The following is a 15,885-nucleotide window of genomic DNA, read 5'->3' as shown; positions in this document are numbered from 1 at the left end:
TCCTTCAGTGGGCGGCCACATCAGCGACCATCGCGAAGGCGTGGTCGGTGACCTGCAGGGCGTGATCGATGTCTTGCGCGGTATGCGCGAGGCTGAGGAACATGTTGTGGCGGTGGTGCAGGTAGACGCCATGTTTCAGCGCTTCGGCCGTGAAGCGGGCGCCCCGGGAGTAGTCGGCGTCATCCTCGAACAGCACGAGCGGCAGCTGGACGGGGCCCGTCTGACTGATCTTGACACCGTGCTTGTCCGCCTGGCGTTGCAGGCCGTCGCGCAAGCGCTGGCCCATCTTCTCGAAGTGCTGGATCGCGCCGCTGTTTTCCAGGACGTCCAGCGTGGCGATGGCGGCGGCCATGGCCACCCCGCCCATCCAGAACGAACCGGTGATGTAGATCTGCTGCGCCGCTTTGCGAAAGGCGTCGTTGCCGGTCACCGCGGCCAGGGAGTGGCCGTTGGCGATTGCCTTGCTCCAGGCGCAGATATCGGGCCGCACGCCCAGGGGTTCCCAGCTTCCTTGCAATGACAGGCGCATGCCGGCGCGCACTTCGTCGATGACCAGCGCCGCGCCCTGGCGGTCGCACAGGGCGCGTGCCGCCCGCGCAAAATCGGGATGCGGCAATTCCTGCGGTACGCCCAGGTCGTGGCGGAAGGCCGACACCAGGACGGCAGCCAGATCGTCGCCGGCTTCGCGGGCTGCGGCTTCCAGGCTTTCGATGTCGTTGAACTTGAAGTAAATCAGGTGCGCGCGGTCTTCGGCGGTGACGCCTGCCACCGATGGCGTGCACCACGGCACGGCGCCGTGATAAGCGCCTTTGGCCAGGAGGATCTTGCGCTTGCCGGTGCCGGCGCGGGCAATCATCAGGGCGGCGGTGGTGGCGTCCGAACCGTTCTTCTGGAACATGGCCCAGTCCGCGTGGGGCAGCATGCCGACCAGCCGCTCCGACAGCTCCACCAGCCGGGCGGTGGGGCCGTTCATGCAATCGCCTTGCTCGGCCTGCTTGCGGGCGGCCTCGTCGATGACCGGATGCTTGTGGCCCGCGATGATGGGGCCCCAGCTGCACATGAAATCCAGGTATTCACGGCCGTCCACGTCCCAGAGGCGGCAACCGTCGGCGCGCGCAAAAAACTGAGGGTAGCCCGCCGGCAGGATCCTGGCGTTCAGGTGGCCGTACATGCCGCCCGGAATGACCTTGTCGGCCCGGGCCCGTAGGGCCGCGTCCACAAGTGCGAGATTACTGCCCTGGTTCAGATCTGCTGCCGTTTGTGTCGCGGTCATATGTCGTTCCCATCCCTGGCTGACAGTGCTTGGAATAAACATGATACATGATATATGATGTTTGCAAACACAGTGTTTGCCCCGATCGGAATGCGGGAAAACAGCGGGGAATCGTCTACTTGCGCCGGCTGCGGCGGACCGATTTGGTCGAGGACTTTTTCACCGGCTCCGGCTCTTCGTGGTCGATGGATTCGAGGTAGGCGACGAACTGTTCGCCGCCCTCGATCAGGTCCTGTTCCACGGCGGTGGCGAGCGCTTTGGCGTCACCCGCCTTCAGAGCTTCGATGATGCGCAAGTGTTGATGCTCACCCTCGTAGGTGGGGTGGCCATGGGGGTAGAGGTAGTTCAGCAAGGGGCCCGCCTGGATCCACAGGCGTTCCAGGATTTCGGTCAGCTGCGGCATGCCGGACCGGCGATAGAGCGAGAAATGAAAGTCGTAATTGGATTGCACCGCTTGCGGATAGTCTTTTTGCTCTTCGGCACGGATCAGCGTGGCGTGGATGCGCTCGAGATCGGCAATGAATGCGGCATCGATGTGCGACAGCGCCTCGACGGCGGCCATCGGCTCCAGATGCAGACGCAGGCGCCGGATCTCCAGGTACTCGGAGAGCGACAGGCGGCGGGTCAGGAAGTAGTAGCCGGCCTTCATTTCGATGGCGCCGTCGTTGGTCAGCAGCAGGATGGCTTCGCGCACGGGCGTTTCGCTGACTTCCAGGTCGGCGGCCAGCGTGGCGATCTTCAGCCGTTCGCCGGGTTGGAAGCGGCCGGACATCAATCTGTCGCGCAGCGTGCGGTAGACCTGTCCGGTAAGGCTGGAGCGAGTGACGGAAGTTTTCTCTGTGGCCATAGTGGGCTGAGCGAAGGTCGACAGCGATTGTCTCGGACCTAGATTTTAGGGAAGAGCTGCTGCCTAGGTAGAACTACGGATATGAGTACCACCTAAAAGAACACAATATATTATATATCGTGTTAAGCCAGTGGCCCGCGCCACGGCAAAGATCGGAGGAACGCTGGATGTCGTCGTCCCCTGAAGTGCTGCGAGATCGCTGGGGCATACCGCATGTCCGGGCCGATGGCGTCGATGAGCTGTTCTTCGCCAACGGCTATGTCCACGCGCAGGACCGGCTCTGGCAGATGGACGCCGCGCGTCGGCGCGCCGTCGGCCGGTATGCGGAATGGGTCGGGCCCGAAGGAGCGGCGGCGGATGCGCTGGCCAGGCGGCTGGGCGTGGAGGCGGCCTCGCGCAGGGATTTCGCGGCGCTGTCGGCCGAGACACGGCGCATGTTGGAGTGCTATGCACAGGGCGTCAACGCCGCAATAAATGAGTTTCCGCTGCCCGTGGAATACGAGCTGCTGGGCGAGCGGCCGCAGCAATGGGAACCATGGCAATCGGTTGCCGTGATGCGTCAGCGCGGCCTGCTGATGGGATCCATCTGGTTCAAGTTGTGGCGCGCGGCCGCGCTGCGCACGATCGGACCCGAGGCCATCGGCCTGTTGCGGTACGACGACGGCGGCAACGAGCGTTTCGTTTCGCCGCAAGTCGATGACGTACAGACGCGGCGCTGGATCGCCGGCCTGCAGTCGCTGGCTCCTTCCATCGATGCGCTGCTGGCGCTGGCGCCGGCGGACGGCACCATTGCCGGGTCCAACAACTGGGCGGTGTCGGGCGCGCGCACCGTCAGTGGCAAGCCCATGGTCGCGGGCGATCCGCACCGGATCTTCGAGATCCCCGGGATGTATGCCCAATTGCACCTGAGCTGCGGCGAGTTCGATGCGCTGGGCTTCTCGGTGCCGGGCGTGCCGGCCTTTCCGCATTTCTGCCATACGGAGCACGTCGCGTGGTGCGTGACGCATGCCTTCGCCGATATCCACGACCTGTACCTGGAGTGTTTCGATCCCGCCGATCCCGCGCGCTATCAGACGGAGACAGGCTGGGCGCGGGCCGAGGTCCATGAGGAAATTGTGAACGTACGCGGCGCGGAATCCCTGAAGGTCCGCGTAATCCGGACGCGTCACGGTCCGCTGCTGGCGGATCCCGAGGCGAGCGGGTACGGGGTGGCGCTGCGTTCGGTGCAGCTGGACCCCGTGGACCGTTCCCTGGACTGCCTGCTGCCGATGCTGCGCGCCCATGGCGTGCGTGAGTTCAATGAGGTGTGCCGTCCCTGGGGCGTGATCGACCACAGCGTGGTGGCGGCCGACACGTCCGGCCACATCAGCGTGAACGTGCGGGCCATCGTGCCGGAGCGCGACCGCGTCAACGGCTGGCTGCCTGTGCCCGGTTGGACGGGGCAACACGAATGGCGCGGCTACATCCCCTGGGAACGCATGCCGCGCGAGGTGGACCCCGCGTCCGGCAAGCTGGTGACGGCCAACAACCGCATCGCGCCGGACGGCGAGGGCGATTACCTGTGCACCGATTGCCATCCCTCGACGCGGGCCCGCCGCATCAGTGAACGGCTCGACGGTTTTCCCGCCGCCAGCGTGGACGACATGGTCGGCCTGCTTGGCGACACCGATAGCGCGCGCGCTCGCGACATCGCCGCGCGCATCTGCAAGGTGACCCCTCAGGGCGCCGGCGCGGAACTGGTGGCCTTGCTGCGAGGCTGGAACGGCAACATGGCCGCCGGCGAGTTGGCTCCGTCGGCCTACTACCAGGTGCGCCAGGCAATGACGCGCATCCTCGCGCGGCGCTCGGGCCTGGACCGCGCCGCCCGGGACATCTTCGCCACGATGGCCGCGCCGGGCGTGGTGCCCGTCAATCAATTGTGGTGGACGCTGCCCGAACTGCTGCGCCGCGAAGACGTCAGCCTGCTGGCCGGCGCCACTTGGGACCAGGTCATTCAGGAAGCGCTGGCCGCCGTCGCCGAGGGCGGCGCGGTGCAGCCCTGGGGGCGCCTGCACCGTCCGGTGTTCTCGCATCCGCTTGCAAACGCCTTCCCTGAGGCAGCGGCAAGGCTTGCGCCCGCCTCCAACGATGTCGCGGGCGATGGCGATTGCGTGTGCGCCACCGGCGCCTATCCCACCGGCGGCCCCTCGTCCAGCTATGGGCCGGTTGCGCGTTATGTCTTCGACGTGGGTAATTGGGATGCGAGCCGCTGGTCGGTTTTTCATGGCGCCTCGGGCGCGCCCGACAGCCCTCACTACAGTGACCAGAACCCATTGTGGGCGCGCTGCGAGCTTGCGCCCGCGCCGTTCACGCGGGAAGCGGTGGACGCTTGCGCCGTGTCGCGCCAGCGCATCGAGATCAAGGGGCTGAAGCCGGAATCCGCGCATACCGACAGCCCGTAATGCCGAGTGGGGGTGCGCCCGCCGCGCGCCCATGCTGTTTTAACCGGGTCCGCCGCAAGCCTCGGCCGGAACCCACGAATAGAAAGGGGAACAGGATGTTCGCGAATTCCACATTGCAGCGGATCGGATGCGGCATGGTCATGGGCGCCGCCCTGTTGGCCAGCGCCATGGCGCCGGCAGGCGCGGCGGAGGACACACCCAAAAAGGGCGGGACTCTGATCTATGCGAGCCTGTCCGGCCCGGGCACCCTTGATCCCCAGGTTGCGGCCAGCATGGTGGATCTGGAAGTGATCCACCATCTGTACGAAGGCCTGGTGACCATCGACGGCTCCTACAACACCAAGCCCTTGCTGGCCCGCGAGGTCAAGGTCAGCGACGACCTCAAGACCTACACCTTCCTGCTGCGCAAAGGCGTCAAGTTCCATAACGGCAAGGTCATGACCTCCGAGGACGTGAAGGCGACCTTCGAGCGCTATGCCCGTGTCAGCCCGAACAAGGCGGCGCTGGATGATGTGGAAAGCTACGAAGCGCCCGACGCCGATACCTTCATCATCCGTCTGAAGAAAACGAATGCGGCGTTCCTCGATGTCCTGAAGACGCCGGTCTATCCCTTCGTGATCCTGCCCTCGGAACAGAAGGACAAGCCGGCGCGCGGCATAGACATCATCGGCACCGGCGTTTTCAAGCTGGGCCAATGGGTCAAGGACAGCCATCTGGTGATCCAGCGCTTTGCGGATTATGTGCCCGACGACCAGGCGCAAGGCCCCGACGGATTCGCCGGCAAGCGCACTGCCTACGTCGATGCCGTGCGTTTCAACTTCGTACCCGAGGCCAATGCGCGCGTCGCGGCGATGCAGACGGGCGAAGCCCTCTTTACCTCCACCATCCCGCCGGAATTGGCCGCCAGGCTGAAGAGCCAGAAGCACTTGCAGGAAGTGACGGTCTACCCGTACTGCCAGCAATATCTGATCGTGCATTCGCAACAGGCTCCCACCGACAACGTCAAGGTGCGCCAGGCAATTCGCGAGGCGGTGCACGTGGACGACATCATGAAAGTGATCGGCGCGTCCAAGAAGAACCACTCCATGGTCTATCCGGAAGGCGCGTATTACGGGGGCAAGGTCACCGATGGCCGCTACAACCAGAACGATCCGCAGAAGGCGCGCGAACTGCTCAAGGAAGCGGGCTACAAAGACACGCCTATCGTGCTGCAGACGAACAACAACTACGACTACATGCGCGACGCCATCCTGGTCCTTTCGGAGCAGCTCAAGGCGGCCGGGATGAATGTCAAGATCGACATCACCGACTGGACCACCAACGCCTCCAATCTCCAGACGGGCAAGGGCAACTGGAACGTCTCCACCACCAGCTTCTGCTCCAACCCCATCCTGGGCCCGCAGCAGTGGCAGTCCATGATCTACAACTTCCCGCACGTGAAGGACGACAAGGTGCTCGATGGCGCCTACGAAACCTTCTACAAGACGCCCGATCTGGCCGGCCGCAAGGCCGCGTGGCTGGACATCGAGCAGCGCGTGCTGGATGAGGCATACATGATCAAGGTGGCCGACCGCGGCAACGTGCAGGTCATCAATACGCGCAAGGTGGGCGGGTTCAGGCCGTACTACATGAATCACTTCTGGAACGTGTGGCTCAAGTAGGACGCGGCGACCATGTTCCATACCGTTTCCACTCGTATCGCGCAGGCGGTTCCGGTCATGCTGATCGTGGCCGTCCTGACCTTCTTCCTGATGCACCTGCTGCCCGGGGACCCGGCCGTCATCATCGCCGGCGACCAGGCCGGCCCGGAAGCCATCGAGGCCATGCGCCGCACGCTGGGGCTGGACAGGCCCTTGCTTGAGCAGCTCTGGTTGTGGCTGACGCATCTGGCCCAGGGCAATTTCGGCGAGTCCCTGGTGCTCAACCAGCCCGTGCTGTCCGCCGTCGCCGAGCGCATGCCCGTCACCTTGTCGCTGGCGGCCGTGGCATTCGCCATTACCTTACCGGTGGGCATTGCGTTGGGCATCACCGCGGCCTATTGGCGCGATTCCTGGCTGGATTCGGCCGTCATGGGCTTCGCCTTGCTGGGCGTGTCGGTGCCCAACTTCTGGATTGCGACGCTCTCGGTCATTCTGTTCAGCGTCAATCTGGGGTGGTTGCCCTCCGCCGGCTATGTGCCCATGGAAGACGGCTTCTTCGAATGGCTGGGCGCGCTGATCCAGCCGGCCGCCGTGCTGGCGCTGTTCCAGATCGGCTTTCTGGCGCGTATGACGCGCTCCGAGATGCTGGAAATCCTGGACCAGGACTACGTGCGCACGGCCCGCGCCAAAGGCGTGTCGGAGTTCTTCACCGTCTCCAAGCACGCATTCCGCAATACGCTGGTCCAGGTGTTGACGGTGGGCGGGTACATCGTCAGCCTGCTGATCGGCGGCTCGGTGGTCGTGGAGCAGGTGTTCGCGCTGCCGGGCATCGGCCGGCTGCTGGTGCAGGCCATCATGGCCCGCGACTATCCGACCGTGCAGGGCACCATGCTGCTGCTGGGCTTCGCCTTCGTGTTGATCAACGTGTTGATCGATGTGCTCTATACCTTCATCGACCCGCGGGTGCGCTATGACTGATATTGCGATCAACAGCCAGGCGCAGGCGGCGCCCGCCGTATCCAGCGCCCGGCGCCGTGTCTTCAAACGCCTGTGGCGGCACCGCTCGTTCAGGATCGGCGCCGCCATCCTGCTGGTCATCATCGCCGGTGCGGTGTTCGCTCCGTTCATTACGTCGGGCGATCCGATGGCGATGCGCATTTCCGACCGCTTCCATCCGCCCTCGTGGCAACATCCGTTCGGCGCGGATATGTACGGCCGGGACGTCTTCACTCGCGTACTGTATGGAGCCCGCCTGTCTCTGTGGATCGGCCTGGCGGTGTCGGTGCTGGCGGCCATCGGCGGATCGCTGGTGGGGATGATCGCCGGTTATTTCAGCTGGCTGGATTCGTTCTTGATGCGCATCATGGACGCGCTGCTGGCGTTCCCGGCGATTCTGCTGGCCATCGGCATCAATGCGGTGCTCGGCCCGCAGATCCACAGCGTGATCATTGCACTGGCTTTCGCCTATGTGCCTCGTATCGCGCGCATTGTGCGGGCCACGGTGCTGGTGATCCGCCGGCTGGACTATGTGGACGCGGCCCGCATCAGCGGCGCCAGCGCGTGGCGCATCATCGGCCGCCACATATTCCCGAATACGCTGGCGCCGTTGCTGGTCTCGCTGACCTTCATTTTCGCCTACGCCATCCTGGCCGAGGCCACGCTCAGCTTCCTGGGCATCGGCCCTCCGCCGCCGATGCCGAGCTGGGGCAACGTTATTTCCGAGGGGCGGGATTACGCCGTCGAAGCCTGGTGGATCATGCTGTTTCCTGGGCTGGCCATCAGCCTGTCGGCATTGGCCATCAACCTGCTGGGCGACGGGCTGCGCGACGTTCTCGATCCCCGGCTGAAAGTGGAGGGCGCATGATGAACCAGCCCTTGTTGGAGGTGGATGACCTCAGCGTGGACTTTCGCACGGACGCCGGCTGGACGCGCGCGGTCAGCAATGTCAGCTTTTCGCTGGACGCGAACCGTTCATTGGGCATCGTCGGCGAGTCGGGCAGCGGCAAGAGCGTCTGCGCGCTGTCCATCCTGCGGCTGCACCATAAGCGCACCTCGCGCATGCCCGGGTCGGCGATACGCTTCGAGGGCAAGGACCTGCTTGCCATGCCCGAGGGCGGCCTGCGCCAGGTGCGCGGCGGCGACATCGCGATGATCTTCCAGGATCCCATGACGTCGCTCAACCCGGTGCTGACCATCGCGGACCAGATTGGCGAAACGCTGCGCATACACCAGGGCATGGACAAGGCTGCCGCACGGCGCCGTGCTGTCGAGCTGCTGGACATGGTGCGCATTCCCGACGCCCGGCGCCGTGTGGACGAGTATCCGCACCGCCTGTCCGGCGGCATGCGGCAGCGAGTCATGATCGCGATGGCGATCGCCTGCCGCCCCAAACTGCTGATTGCGGACGAGCCCACGACGGCGCTGGACGTCACCATCCAGGCCCAGATCATGCAACTGCTGCGCGAGCTCCAGGCCGAGATCGGTATGTCCGTCATCCTGATTTCCCACGACCTTGGTCTGGTTGCCGAGTTCGTCGAGCGCGTCATCGTGATGTACGCCGGCCACATCGTCGAGGAAGCCGGTGCCGCGCAGATGTTCGAAAAACCTCTGCATCCCTATACCGAAGGTTTGCTGCGCGCCATTCCGGACCTGGACGCCGATCATGAGCGTCTGCTGGCCATTCCCGGCAGCATTCCGGCCTCGGGGAATTGGCCGCAGGGCTGCCGCTTCGGGCCGCGCTGCGGCCGTGCGGAGCCTGCCTGTCTGGCTGCGCCGGTGCCTATCCAGGCCTTGCCGTCGGGACGCATCCTGCGCTGCCCGCCCCGCGCGGCTGAGCAGCTAAAGGAGGAGATCGCCGCATGAGCCAGAATCCCATCGTGCAGGTCAGCGGCTTGAGCCGCGATTTCAAACTGGGCCGGAGCGCCGGCAAGAACGCCGTCCTGCGGGCGGTCGACCAGGTGAGCTTCGACATTCATCACGGCGAGACCATCGGCCTCGTGGGGGAGTCCGGGTCCGGCAAATCCACGATCGGCCGGATGATGATCGGACTGCTGGAACCCTCGGAGGGCGATATCCGCCTGTTCGGAAAATCCATCGCCGGGCCGCAGGGGCGGGCCAATCTGGCCGCGGTGCGGCAACGCATCCAGTTTGTGTTCCAGGACCCGTATTCCTCGTTGAATCCGCGCATGCGGGTGGGCGATGCGGTCGCCGAGCCGCTGGATATCGCGCGCAAATCCACGCGCAAGGAGCGCCAGGAGAGGGTGGCCGAATTGTTCGACATGGTGGGGCTTCCCGCTGCCTTCGCGGGACGCTTCCCGCACGAATTCTCGGGCGGGCAGCGCCAGCGCATCGTGATCGCCCGGGCGCTCGCGCTCAATCCGGATTTCGTGGTGTGCGACGAGGCGGTGGCGTCCCTGGACGTTTCCATGCAGGCCCAGATCGTCAACCTGTTGATGGACCTGCAGCAACGGCTGGGCCTGAGCTACCTGTTCATCGCCCACGACCTGGCCGTCGTCAAAGCCATTTCCCATCGCGTGGCGGTGCTGTACGCCGGGGAGATCGTGGAGATCGGCAACAAGCGTTCGCTTTACGCCGCGCCGCGCCATCCCTACACGCAGGCCCTGCTCAAGGCCGTGCCGCGTCCGGTGGCGGGCCGTGTGCGTCCGCCGCCGATCAAGGGAGAGTTGCTCAGCGTGCTGAACCGGCCTGCCGGATGCAGCCTGAGCCCGCGCTGTCCGCATGCGGCCGCGCGTTGCCGGGAAGAAAAGCCCCTGCTGCGCGAAGTCGAACCCGGCTGGCTCGTGGCCTGCCACTTCCATGAAACCCTGGCCGCCCAACCCGCGTCCTGACCGCAACGATCGAGGAATGTCCGTCATGTCCGACCCGCAGCAGCCCGCCCGTCCCGAGTTCGGCCCTTTGAACCAGCGCGCGCGCCCCACGGGCGTCATGCATCCCGACCGGGCGCTGCACCTGTCGCACTGGTACGAGGCGCCCAGCGAGGACCCGTCGCTGCCGGAGGTCTATGTCTACACCGACGCCATGTCCTACGAGGCCGGCCAGGAGGTCGCCTTCCATGCCTCCAGCACCGCGCAGCGCTGGACGCTAGAGGTCTGGCTGGACGGCGCGGCGCCGCAATGCGTGCACAGCCAGCAGGGCATCGCCGGCGAGTTCGCGGCCATGCCCGACCAGGCTTACCGCAACGGCTGCGGCTGGCCCGAGGCGCATCGCTGGCGCCTGCCGCCAGACGCCGCCAGCGGCTTCTACCGGGTGGCCGCGCATTGCGAGCGATCGGATGGTTCGCGCTTTCTGCAGCACCATTTCTTTGTCGTGCGTCCAAAATCGGGGCAAGGCGCGCGTCCGGGCAAGTTCCTGTTCCTTCTGTCGACGTCCACCTGGATGGCCTATAACGATTGGGGCGGCGCCAACGCCTATGACGGCATCGACGGGCCGCAGCGGAATCAGTTCTCGCCCGTGCTCAGCAACCAGCGCCCCTGGACGCGCGGGCTGGTATGGCTTCCGCCGGGGGCGCCGCGCCTGTGCGATCCGGTGCCCCGCGAGCCCTGGGAGGCGCCGCGCTATCCCACCAAGGAGTGGGCCTACACCAACGGCTTCGCGCAGTACTACGCATCCTCGGGCTGGGCGCACTTCGAACGGCATTTCGCGGTGTGGGCGCAGCGCGAAGGCTATGCCTTCGACATGGCAACGCAGACCGATCTGCACTATCGCCCCGAGATCCTGCAGGACTACAGCACGGTGGTCATTGCGGGCCACGACGAGTACTGGACCCGCGGCATGCGCGAGTCCATCGACCGCTTCGTGGAGCAGGGCGGCAGCGTGGCGCGATTCGCCGGCAACTTCATGTGGCAGATCCGCCTCGAGGACGAAGGGCGGACGCAGGTCTGCTACAAGGCCCGAGCCAAGACCGAAGACCCGGTAGCCGGCGGCCCGGAGCACGCGACCCTGACGGGCGCCTGGGAAGAGCAGGCCGTGAACTGGCCTGGCGCCACCACTTTCGGCGTCAACGGCATGCGTGGCGTGTACTCGTCCTGGGGCGGTTTCGCGCCGCGAGCCAGTCGGGGGTTCACGGTTTACCGGCCTCGCCATTGGGCGTTCGAAGGGCTGGACATGCACTACGGCGATGTCATGGGCGCGCAGGCCGGTATCTTCGCCTATGAGGTCGATGGCCTGGAATACACGTTCCGGCACGGCCTGCCATATCCGACCCACGAGGATGGCGCGCCGAAGAGCGCCGAGATACTGGCCATGTCGCCGGCGCTCTATGGCGAAGAAATGCACGACGGCGAGGGCTTCCGGTACTACCTGAAGGACGGCGGCCTCGCGCGCAAGGCCGAGGCCTTGAGCGGCGAGTCCACGCCAGAGGCGATCGCCCGCCATCAATACGGCTCAGGCATGATCGTCTCGATGACGCGCGGCCAGGGCGAGGTGTTCACCGCGGGCAGCTGCGAATGGGTCATGGGCCTGACGCGCAACTGCTATTACACCCAGGGCGTCACGCGCAACGTGCTGGACCGCTTTCTCGCCAAAGGGCGGGCTTAGTCCGTCTTCCAGCCCCACTTCATGAAAATGGCCCTGCCTTCCGGGGCCGTCAGGAAGTCGACGAACGGCTGGGCCTGCGGATTGGCCTTGCCTTTGCCGGTCACGACGGCGCCAGCATCCCGGCAGATACGGTACGGTTCCTCACACCGAATGTGCGCGACCTGCCCGGCTCGAGTCTTGGATAGCATGTATATGGCTCCTGCTCCCTTGGTTGTCAAAATTTGCTGACATACCTTTCGGCCAACGCTGACATACGAGGACCGTGCGTCCGTTGCACACCGGCGCATACCGATTCAGAAGCGGCGGACGATATGAAAGACCGGCTTTACACGGCGCCTCAGCGCGACATGCAGTTTGACGCTCGCGCGCGTAGTGGCCCACCGCTGGCCGGGTGCCGTCTGTGACGACAGGCCGCTCCCGACCCAAAGCGGACATCATTGCCTCGGAGCTCCGGACGCCCCGACCCCGCGTGCGCTAGCGCGCCGGGGCATTATGGGCTGCGACTCAACGAAGTACACCGATTCTTGCTAACGTCGCACTCGCGGCATGGATGTTATCTGAGCTCAGGTTCGCCACGATGGGGAGCAATCCACGTTGCGCCTGAATGCGGCGAAGGCAGCAAGCCCAGAGGCCAAGTTAAAGTCTGTCGGGCTTAATCTAGTCTTAACATGGAAGCTTCGAGACTGGTTGAAGAAGTCTGAGAATGTTACAGTCATTTGTCAGCTTCAACCATCAACAGGACGTAGTCCTATGTTGCACGGGCCATTGTGATTCACGGCAAAAAAGCTCCCGGAACGTGAAATTTCCGCGCACCTCTGACAATGCGCTTGGAAGCGAATGAAATGCAATAATTGGGTCGAGTTTCCCGCTGTTTATAAGCTCTGCCCGTTGCAGGCGCCCAAATTTTTCTTGCCGATTTGGGCGAAACTGTCCAGCCGACGTATAGACGGAGTTAGCATCACACGGTGCCCGGCATTGGATTCAAATAAAGTTTTCATAAATGAATAAGAAAATAACTTGGCTCCACTTGAGCGATTTGCACGTTGGCCAGTCGGGACAGTACTTATGGCCTAATTTCAAAGACCGTTTTTTTGATGATTTACGGTTAGTTGTAGATCTAAGTGGTTCAGTTGATCTAGTTCTATTCACTGGCGACTTGACGCAGACCGGTGCGGCTGACGAGTTTGAGCGCCTGACAGACCAGTTGGAGGAGATATGGCTTGTACTTAAGGAATGTGGTTGCGCGCCATCGTTGGTCTGCGTGCCAGGCAACCACGATTTAGTGCGACCGAATCCTCGTGATGCTCGAGTAAAGCAATTACATCGTTGGCACGATGATCCAGATGTCCGAGAGGATTTTTGGGCGGGAGGTGATAGCCAGTATCGGGATGTTATTCAACAGGCCTTTGAAAACTACGAGAGATGGAAAGTTAGTTTGTCAGGTCGGACTATATCTACTCTGCCAACCTCTAAGGAACCTCTGAACAAGTCCAACGAACCTGTCAGAATATAAGTTATTGAAAACAGTCCGATCCGAGTGAACCCGATGAGCCAGTTGAGTTTTTCCGAAGCCGAGTACGTTGGCAAACGCAAGAAAACGCGCCGTGAGAAGTTTCTGGCCAAGATGGAGCGTGCGGTGCCGTGGAAGCTCTTTGCCGATCTGGTCGATCCGCATTACCCCAAACCGGGCATCGGTCGTCCACCGTATCCGCTGGAAACGATGCTGCGCATCTACTTCATGCAACTGTGGTTTTCGCTGTCGGACCCGGCCATGGAAGAGACGCTGTACGACAGCTTTTCGATGCGCCAGTTTGCCAAACTGCCTGGAGGTCGTGTGCCGGACGAGACCACCATTTTGAACTTCCGTCATCTGCTCGAGCAGCACAACATTGCCGACCAAGCGCTTGAGGCGGTCAACCTGCTGTTGCAGGATCAAGGCATTCAGGTGCGCAAAGGCACCATTGTGGACGCCACAATTATCGATGCACCCAGCTCGACCAAGAACGCCAGCGGCACGCGGGACCCCGAGATGCATCAGACCAAAAAGGGAAACCAGTGGCACTTTGGGATGAAGGCCCACATTGGGGTTGATCTTCACAGCGGGCTGGTCCACACGGTGGTGGGCACCGCTGCCAATGAGCATGATGTTACTCAGGCGGCTGCGTTGCTGCATGGTGAAGAAACGTTGGCTTTTGGCGATGCCGGTTATCAAGGCGTAGACAAACGACCCGAGCACCAAGGGCGTGACGTAACCTGGCACATTGCCATGCGCCCCGGCAAACGGCGCGCCTTGGGTAACAGCGCAATTGATCGTTTGACGCAAAACATTGAGCGGGCCAAATCCAGTCTTCGAGCCAAGGTTGAGCATCCGTTTCGTGTCATCAAATGCCAATTCGGGTTTCGTAAAGTCAGATTCCGTGGACTGGCCAAGAACACTGCGCATTTGAAAATGTTGTTTACGCTGTCCAATATCTGGATGGCACGCCGCCCGTTGACGGCGGTGGCAGGGTAAGTGCGCCCAAAAAGCGCCAACAGGCCCGAAAACGGGCCTGATCGGGGTGCAAACAACCCGAAAGTGGCGATGATTTGAGCAGTTTTTAACCATTTTTGAATACTTTGGTCATGAGGTCGATTTTTGGATGTTTGAAATCGAGTTCTTCAGACCTTCCCTAAGCGAGGCGGGAAGGAGTAGTGATCGAACGTTCAAAATTGATTTGGAAAACTACTCGCGACGAGAGGAATTTCTGAGCTCCTTTCTCGCGTCAAACGGGTGCACGCTGCAGGCATTCTGCGACGCATTCGCCTCGGCAGGAAAGTGCATCCTAATCCTAGGGAACCTCTGAACAAGTCCAACGAACCTGTCAGAATATAAGTTATTGAAAACAGTCCGATCCGAGTGAACCCGATGAGCCAGTTGAGTTTTTCCGAAGCCGAGTACGTTGGCAAACGCAAGAAAACGCGCCGTGAGAAGTTTCTGGCCAAGATGGAGCGTGCGGTGCCGTGGAAGCTCTTTGCCGATCTGGTCGATCCGCATTACCCCAAACCGGGCATCGGTCGTCCACCGTATCCGCTGGAAACGATGCTGCGCATCTACTTCATGCAACTGTGGTTTTCGCTGTCGGACCCGGCCATGGAAGAGACGCTGTACGACAGCTTTTCGATGCGCCAGTTTGCCAAACTGCCTGGAGGTCGTGTGCCGGACGAGACCACCATTTTGAACTTCCGTCATCTGCTCGAGCAGCACAACATTGCCGACCAAGCGCTTGAGGCGGTCAACCTGCTGTTGCAGGATCAAGGCATTCAGGTGCGCAAAGGCACCATTGTGGACGCCACAATTATCGATGCACCCAGCTCGACCAAGAACGCCAGCGGCACGCGGGACCCCGAGATGCATCAGACCAAAAAGGGAAACCAGTGGCACTTTGGGATGAAGGCCCACATTGGGGTTGATCTTCACAGCGGGCTGGTCCACACGGTGGTGGGCACCGCTGCCAATGAGCATGATGTTACTCAGGCGGCTGCGTTGCTGCATGGTGAAGAAACGTTGGCTTTTGGCGATGCCGGTTATCAAGGCGTAGACAAACGACCCGAGCACCAAGGGCGTGACGTAACCTGGCACATTGCCATGCGCCCCGGCAAACGGCGCGCCTTGGGTAACAGCGCAATTGATCGTTTGACGCAAAACATTGAGCGGGCCAAATCCAGTCTTCGAGCCAAGGTTGAGCATCCGTTTCGTGTCATCAAATGCCAATTCGGGTTTCGTAAAGTCAGATTCCGTGGACTGGCCAAGAACACTGCGCATTTGAAAATGTTGTTTACGCTGTCCAATATCTGGATGGCACGCCGCCCGTTGACGGCGGTGGCAGGGTAAGTGCGCCCAAAAAGCGCCAACAGGCCCGAAAACGGGCCTGATCGGGGTGCAAACAACCCGAAAGTGGCGATGATTTGAGCAGTTTTTAACCATTTTTGAATACTTTGGTCATGAGGTCGATTTTTGGATGTTTGAAATCGAGTTCTTCAGACCTTCCCTTAATTAAATTATTAATTAATTAAAAGGGGGGCGGCCGCCAGGGTTACCGTTCTGGGCTTCGGACAACGATGGTGTAATGGGACGACCCCCATGCCGCC

Annotated in this window: 13 protein-coding genes; 10 read left to right on the top strand and 3 right to left on the bottom strand. The window is 62.4% G+C overall.

Annotation, left to right across the window (positions count from 1 at the left end):
* Window positions 1-4: 4 nt before the first annotated feature.
* Together C1I89_RS03805 and C1I89_RS03800 are read right to left on the bottom strand one after the other, a co-directional pair.
* Window positions 5-1,273 carry an aminotransferase class III-fold pyridoxal phosphate-dependent enzyme gene (locus C1I89_RS03805; protein WP_181390878.1) on the bottom strand — a complete coding sequence of 423 codons (1,269 nt, stop codon included), beginning with the start codon at window positions 1,271-1,273 and terminating at the stop codon, window positions 5-7.
* Between the two features lie 115 nt (window positions 1,274-1,388).
* On the bottom strand, window positions 1,389-2,120 hold the full coding sequence (locus C1I89_RS03800) for a GntR family transcriptional regulator (RefSeq protein WP_102771429.1): 732 nt from the start codon (window positions 2,118-2,120) through the stop codon (window positions 1,389-1,391).
* A 167-nt stretch (window positions 2,121-2,287) separates the two neighbouring features.
* Between C1I89_RS03800 and C1I89_RS03795 the strand changes: the two genes are divergently transcribed.
* From C1I89_RS03795 to C1I89_RS03765, 7 genes are all read left to right on the top strand, one after another.
* A complete protein-coding gene (locus tag C1I89_RS03795) occupies window positions 2,288-4,561 on the top strand; it encodes a penicillin acylase family protein (protein ID WP_102771428.1) in 2,274 nt (757 codons plus the stop codon).
* Window positions 4,562-4,656: 95 nt separating this feature from the next.
* Window positions 4,657-6,222, top strand: coding sequence for an ABC transporter substrate-binding protein (locus C1I89_RS03790; RefSeq protein WP_219929561.1), 1,566 nt, complete (start codon window positions 4,657-4,659; stop codon window positions 6,220-6,222).
* A 12-nt stretch (window positions 6,223-6,234) separates the two neighbouring features.
* A complete protein-coding gene (locus C1I89_RS03785) occupies window positions 6,235-7,179 on the top strand; it encodes an ABC transporter permease (RefSeq protein ID WP_210405780.1) in 945 nt (314 codons plus the stop codon).
* The gene (locus tag C1I89_RS03780; protein WP_102771427.1) at window positions 7,172-8,065 is read left to right on the top strand and encodes an ABC transporter permease; all 894 of its coding nucleotides are present in this window, start codon (window positions 7,172-7,174) and stop codon (window positions 8,063-8,065) included. The genes C1I89_RS03785 and C1I89_RS03780 overlap by 8 nt, the downstream gene beginning before the upstream one ends.
* On the top strand, window positions 8,062-9,063 hold the full coding sequence (locus tag C1I89_RS03775) for an ABC transporter ATP-binding protein (protein WP_210405779.1): 1,002 nt from the start codon (window positions 8,062-8,064) through the stop codon (window positions 9,061-9,063). The genes C1I89_RS03780 and C1I89_RS03775 overlap by 4 nt, the downstream gene beginning before the upstream one ends.
* Window positions 9,060-10,049: an ABC transporter ATP-binding protein gene (locus C1I89_RS03770; RefSeq protein ID WP_102771425.1), complete on the top strand. Its 990-nt coding sequence runs from the start codon at window positions 9,060-9,062 to the stop codon at window positions 10,047-10,049. The genes C1I89_RS03775 and C1I89_RS03770 overlap by 4 nt, the downstream gene beginning before the upstream one ends.
* A 25-nt stretch (window positions 10,050-10,074) precedes the next feature.
* Window positions 10,075-11,757 (top strand): N,N-dimethylformamidase beta subunit family domain-containing protein, encoded by a 1,683-nt coding sequence (locus tag C1I89_RS03765; RefSeq protein WP_102771424.1) that lies wholly within the window; start codon window positions 10,075-10,077, stop codon window positions 11,755-11,757.
* Here the strand turns inward: C1I89_RS03765 and C1I89_RS03760 are convergent.
* A complete protein-coding gene (locus tag C1I89_RS03760) occupies window positions 11,754-12,044 on the bottom strand; it encodes a substrate-binding domain-containing protein (RefSeq protein ID WP_369008002.1) in 291 nt (96 codons plus the stop codon). The genes C1I89_RS03765 and C1I89_RS03760 overlap by 4 nt on opposite strands.
* Before the next feature lie 713 nt (window positions 12,045-12,757).
* Here C1I89_RS03760 and C1I89_RS35725 point away from each other — a divergent pair.
* The 3 genes from C1I89_RS35725 to C1I89_RS03745 all read left to right on the top strand — a co-directional run bounded on the left by C1I89_RS35725 (window position 12,758) and on the right by C1I89_RS03745 (window position 15,628).
* The gene (locus tag C1I89_RS35725) at window positions 12,758-13,270 is read left to right on the top strand and encodes a metallophosphoesterase family protein (protein ID WP_102771423.1); all 513 of its coding nucleotides are present in this window, start codon (window positions 12,758-12,760) and stop codon (window positions 13,268-13,270) included.
* Between the two features lie 33 nt (window positions 13,271-13,303).
* Complete coding sequence (locus C1I89_RS03750) at window positions 13,304-14,269, top strand: IS5 family transposase (RefSeq protein ID WP_102770808.1); 966 nt, start codon at window positions 13,304-13,306, stop codon at window positions 14,267-14,269.
* 393 nt (window positions 14,270-14,662) lie between these two features.
* Complete coding sequence (locus C1I89_RS03745) at window positions 14,663-15,628, top strand: IS5 family transposase (protein ID WP_102770808.1); 966 nt, start codon at window positions 14,663-14,665, stop codon at window positions 15,626-15,628.
* Window positions 15,629-15,885 lie beyond the last annotated feature (257 nt).

Source organism: Achromobacter pulmonis (assembly GCF_002885955.2).
GTDB lineage: Bacteria > Pseudomonadota > Gammaproteobacteria > Burkholderiales > Burkholderiaceae_B > Achromobacter > Achromobacter pulmonis_A.
Note: the sequence above shows the minus strand (reverse complement) of the source record. Positions and strands in the feature narration are given on the sequence as shown.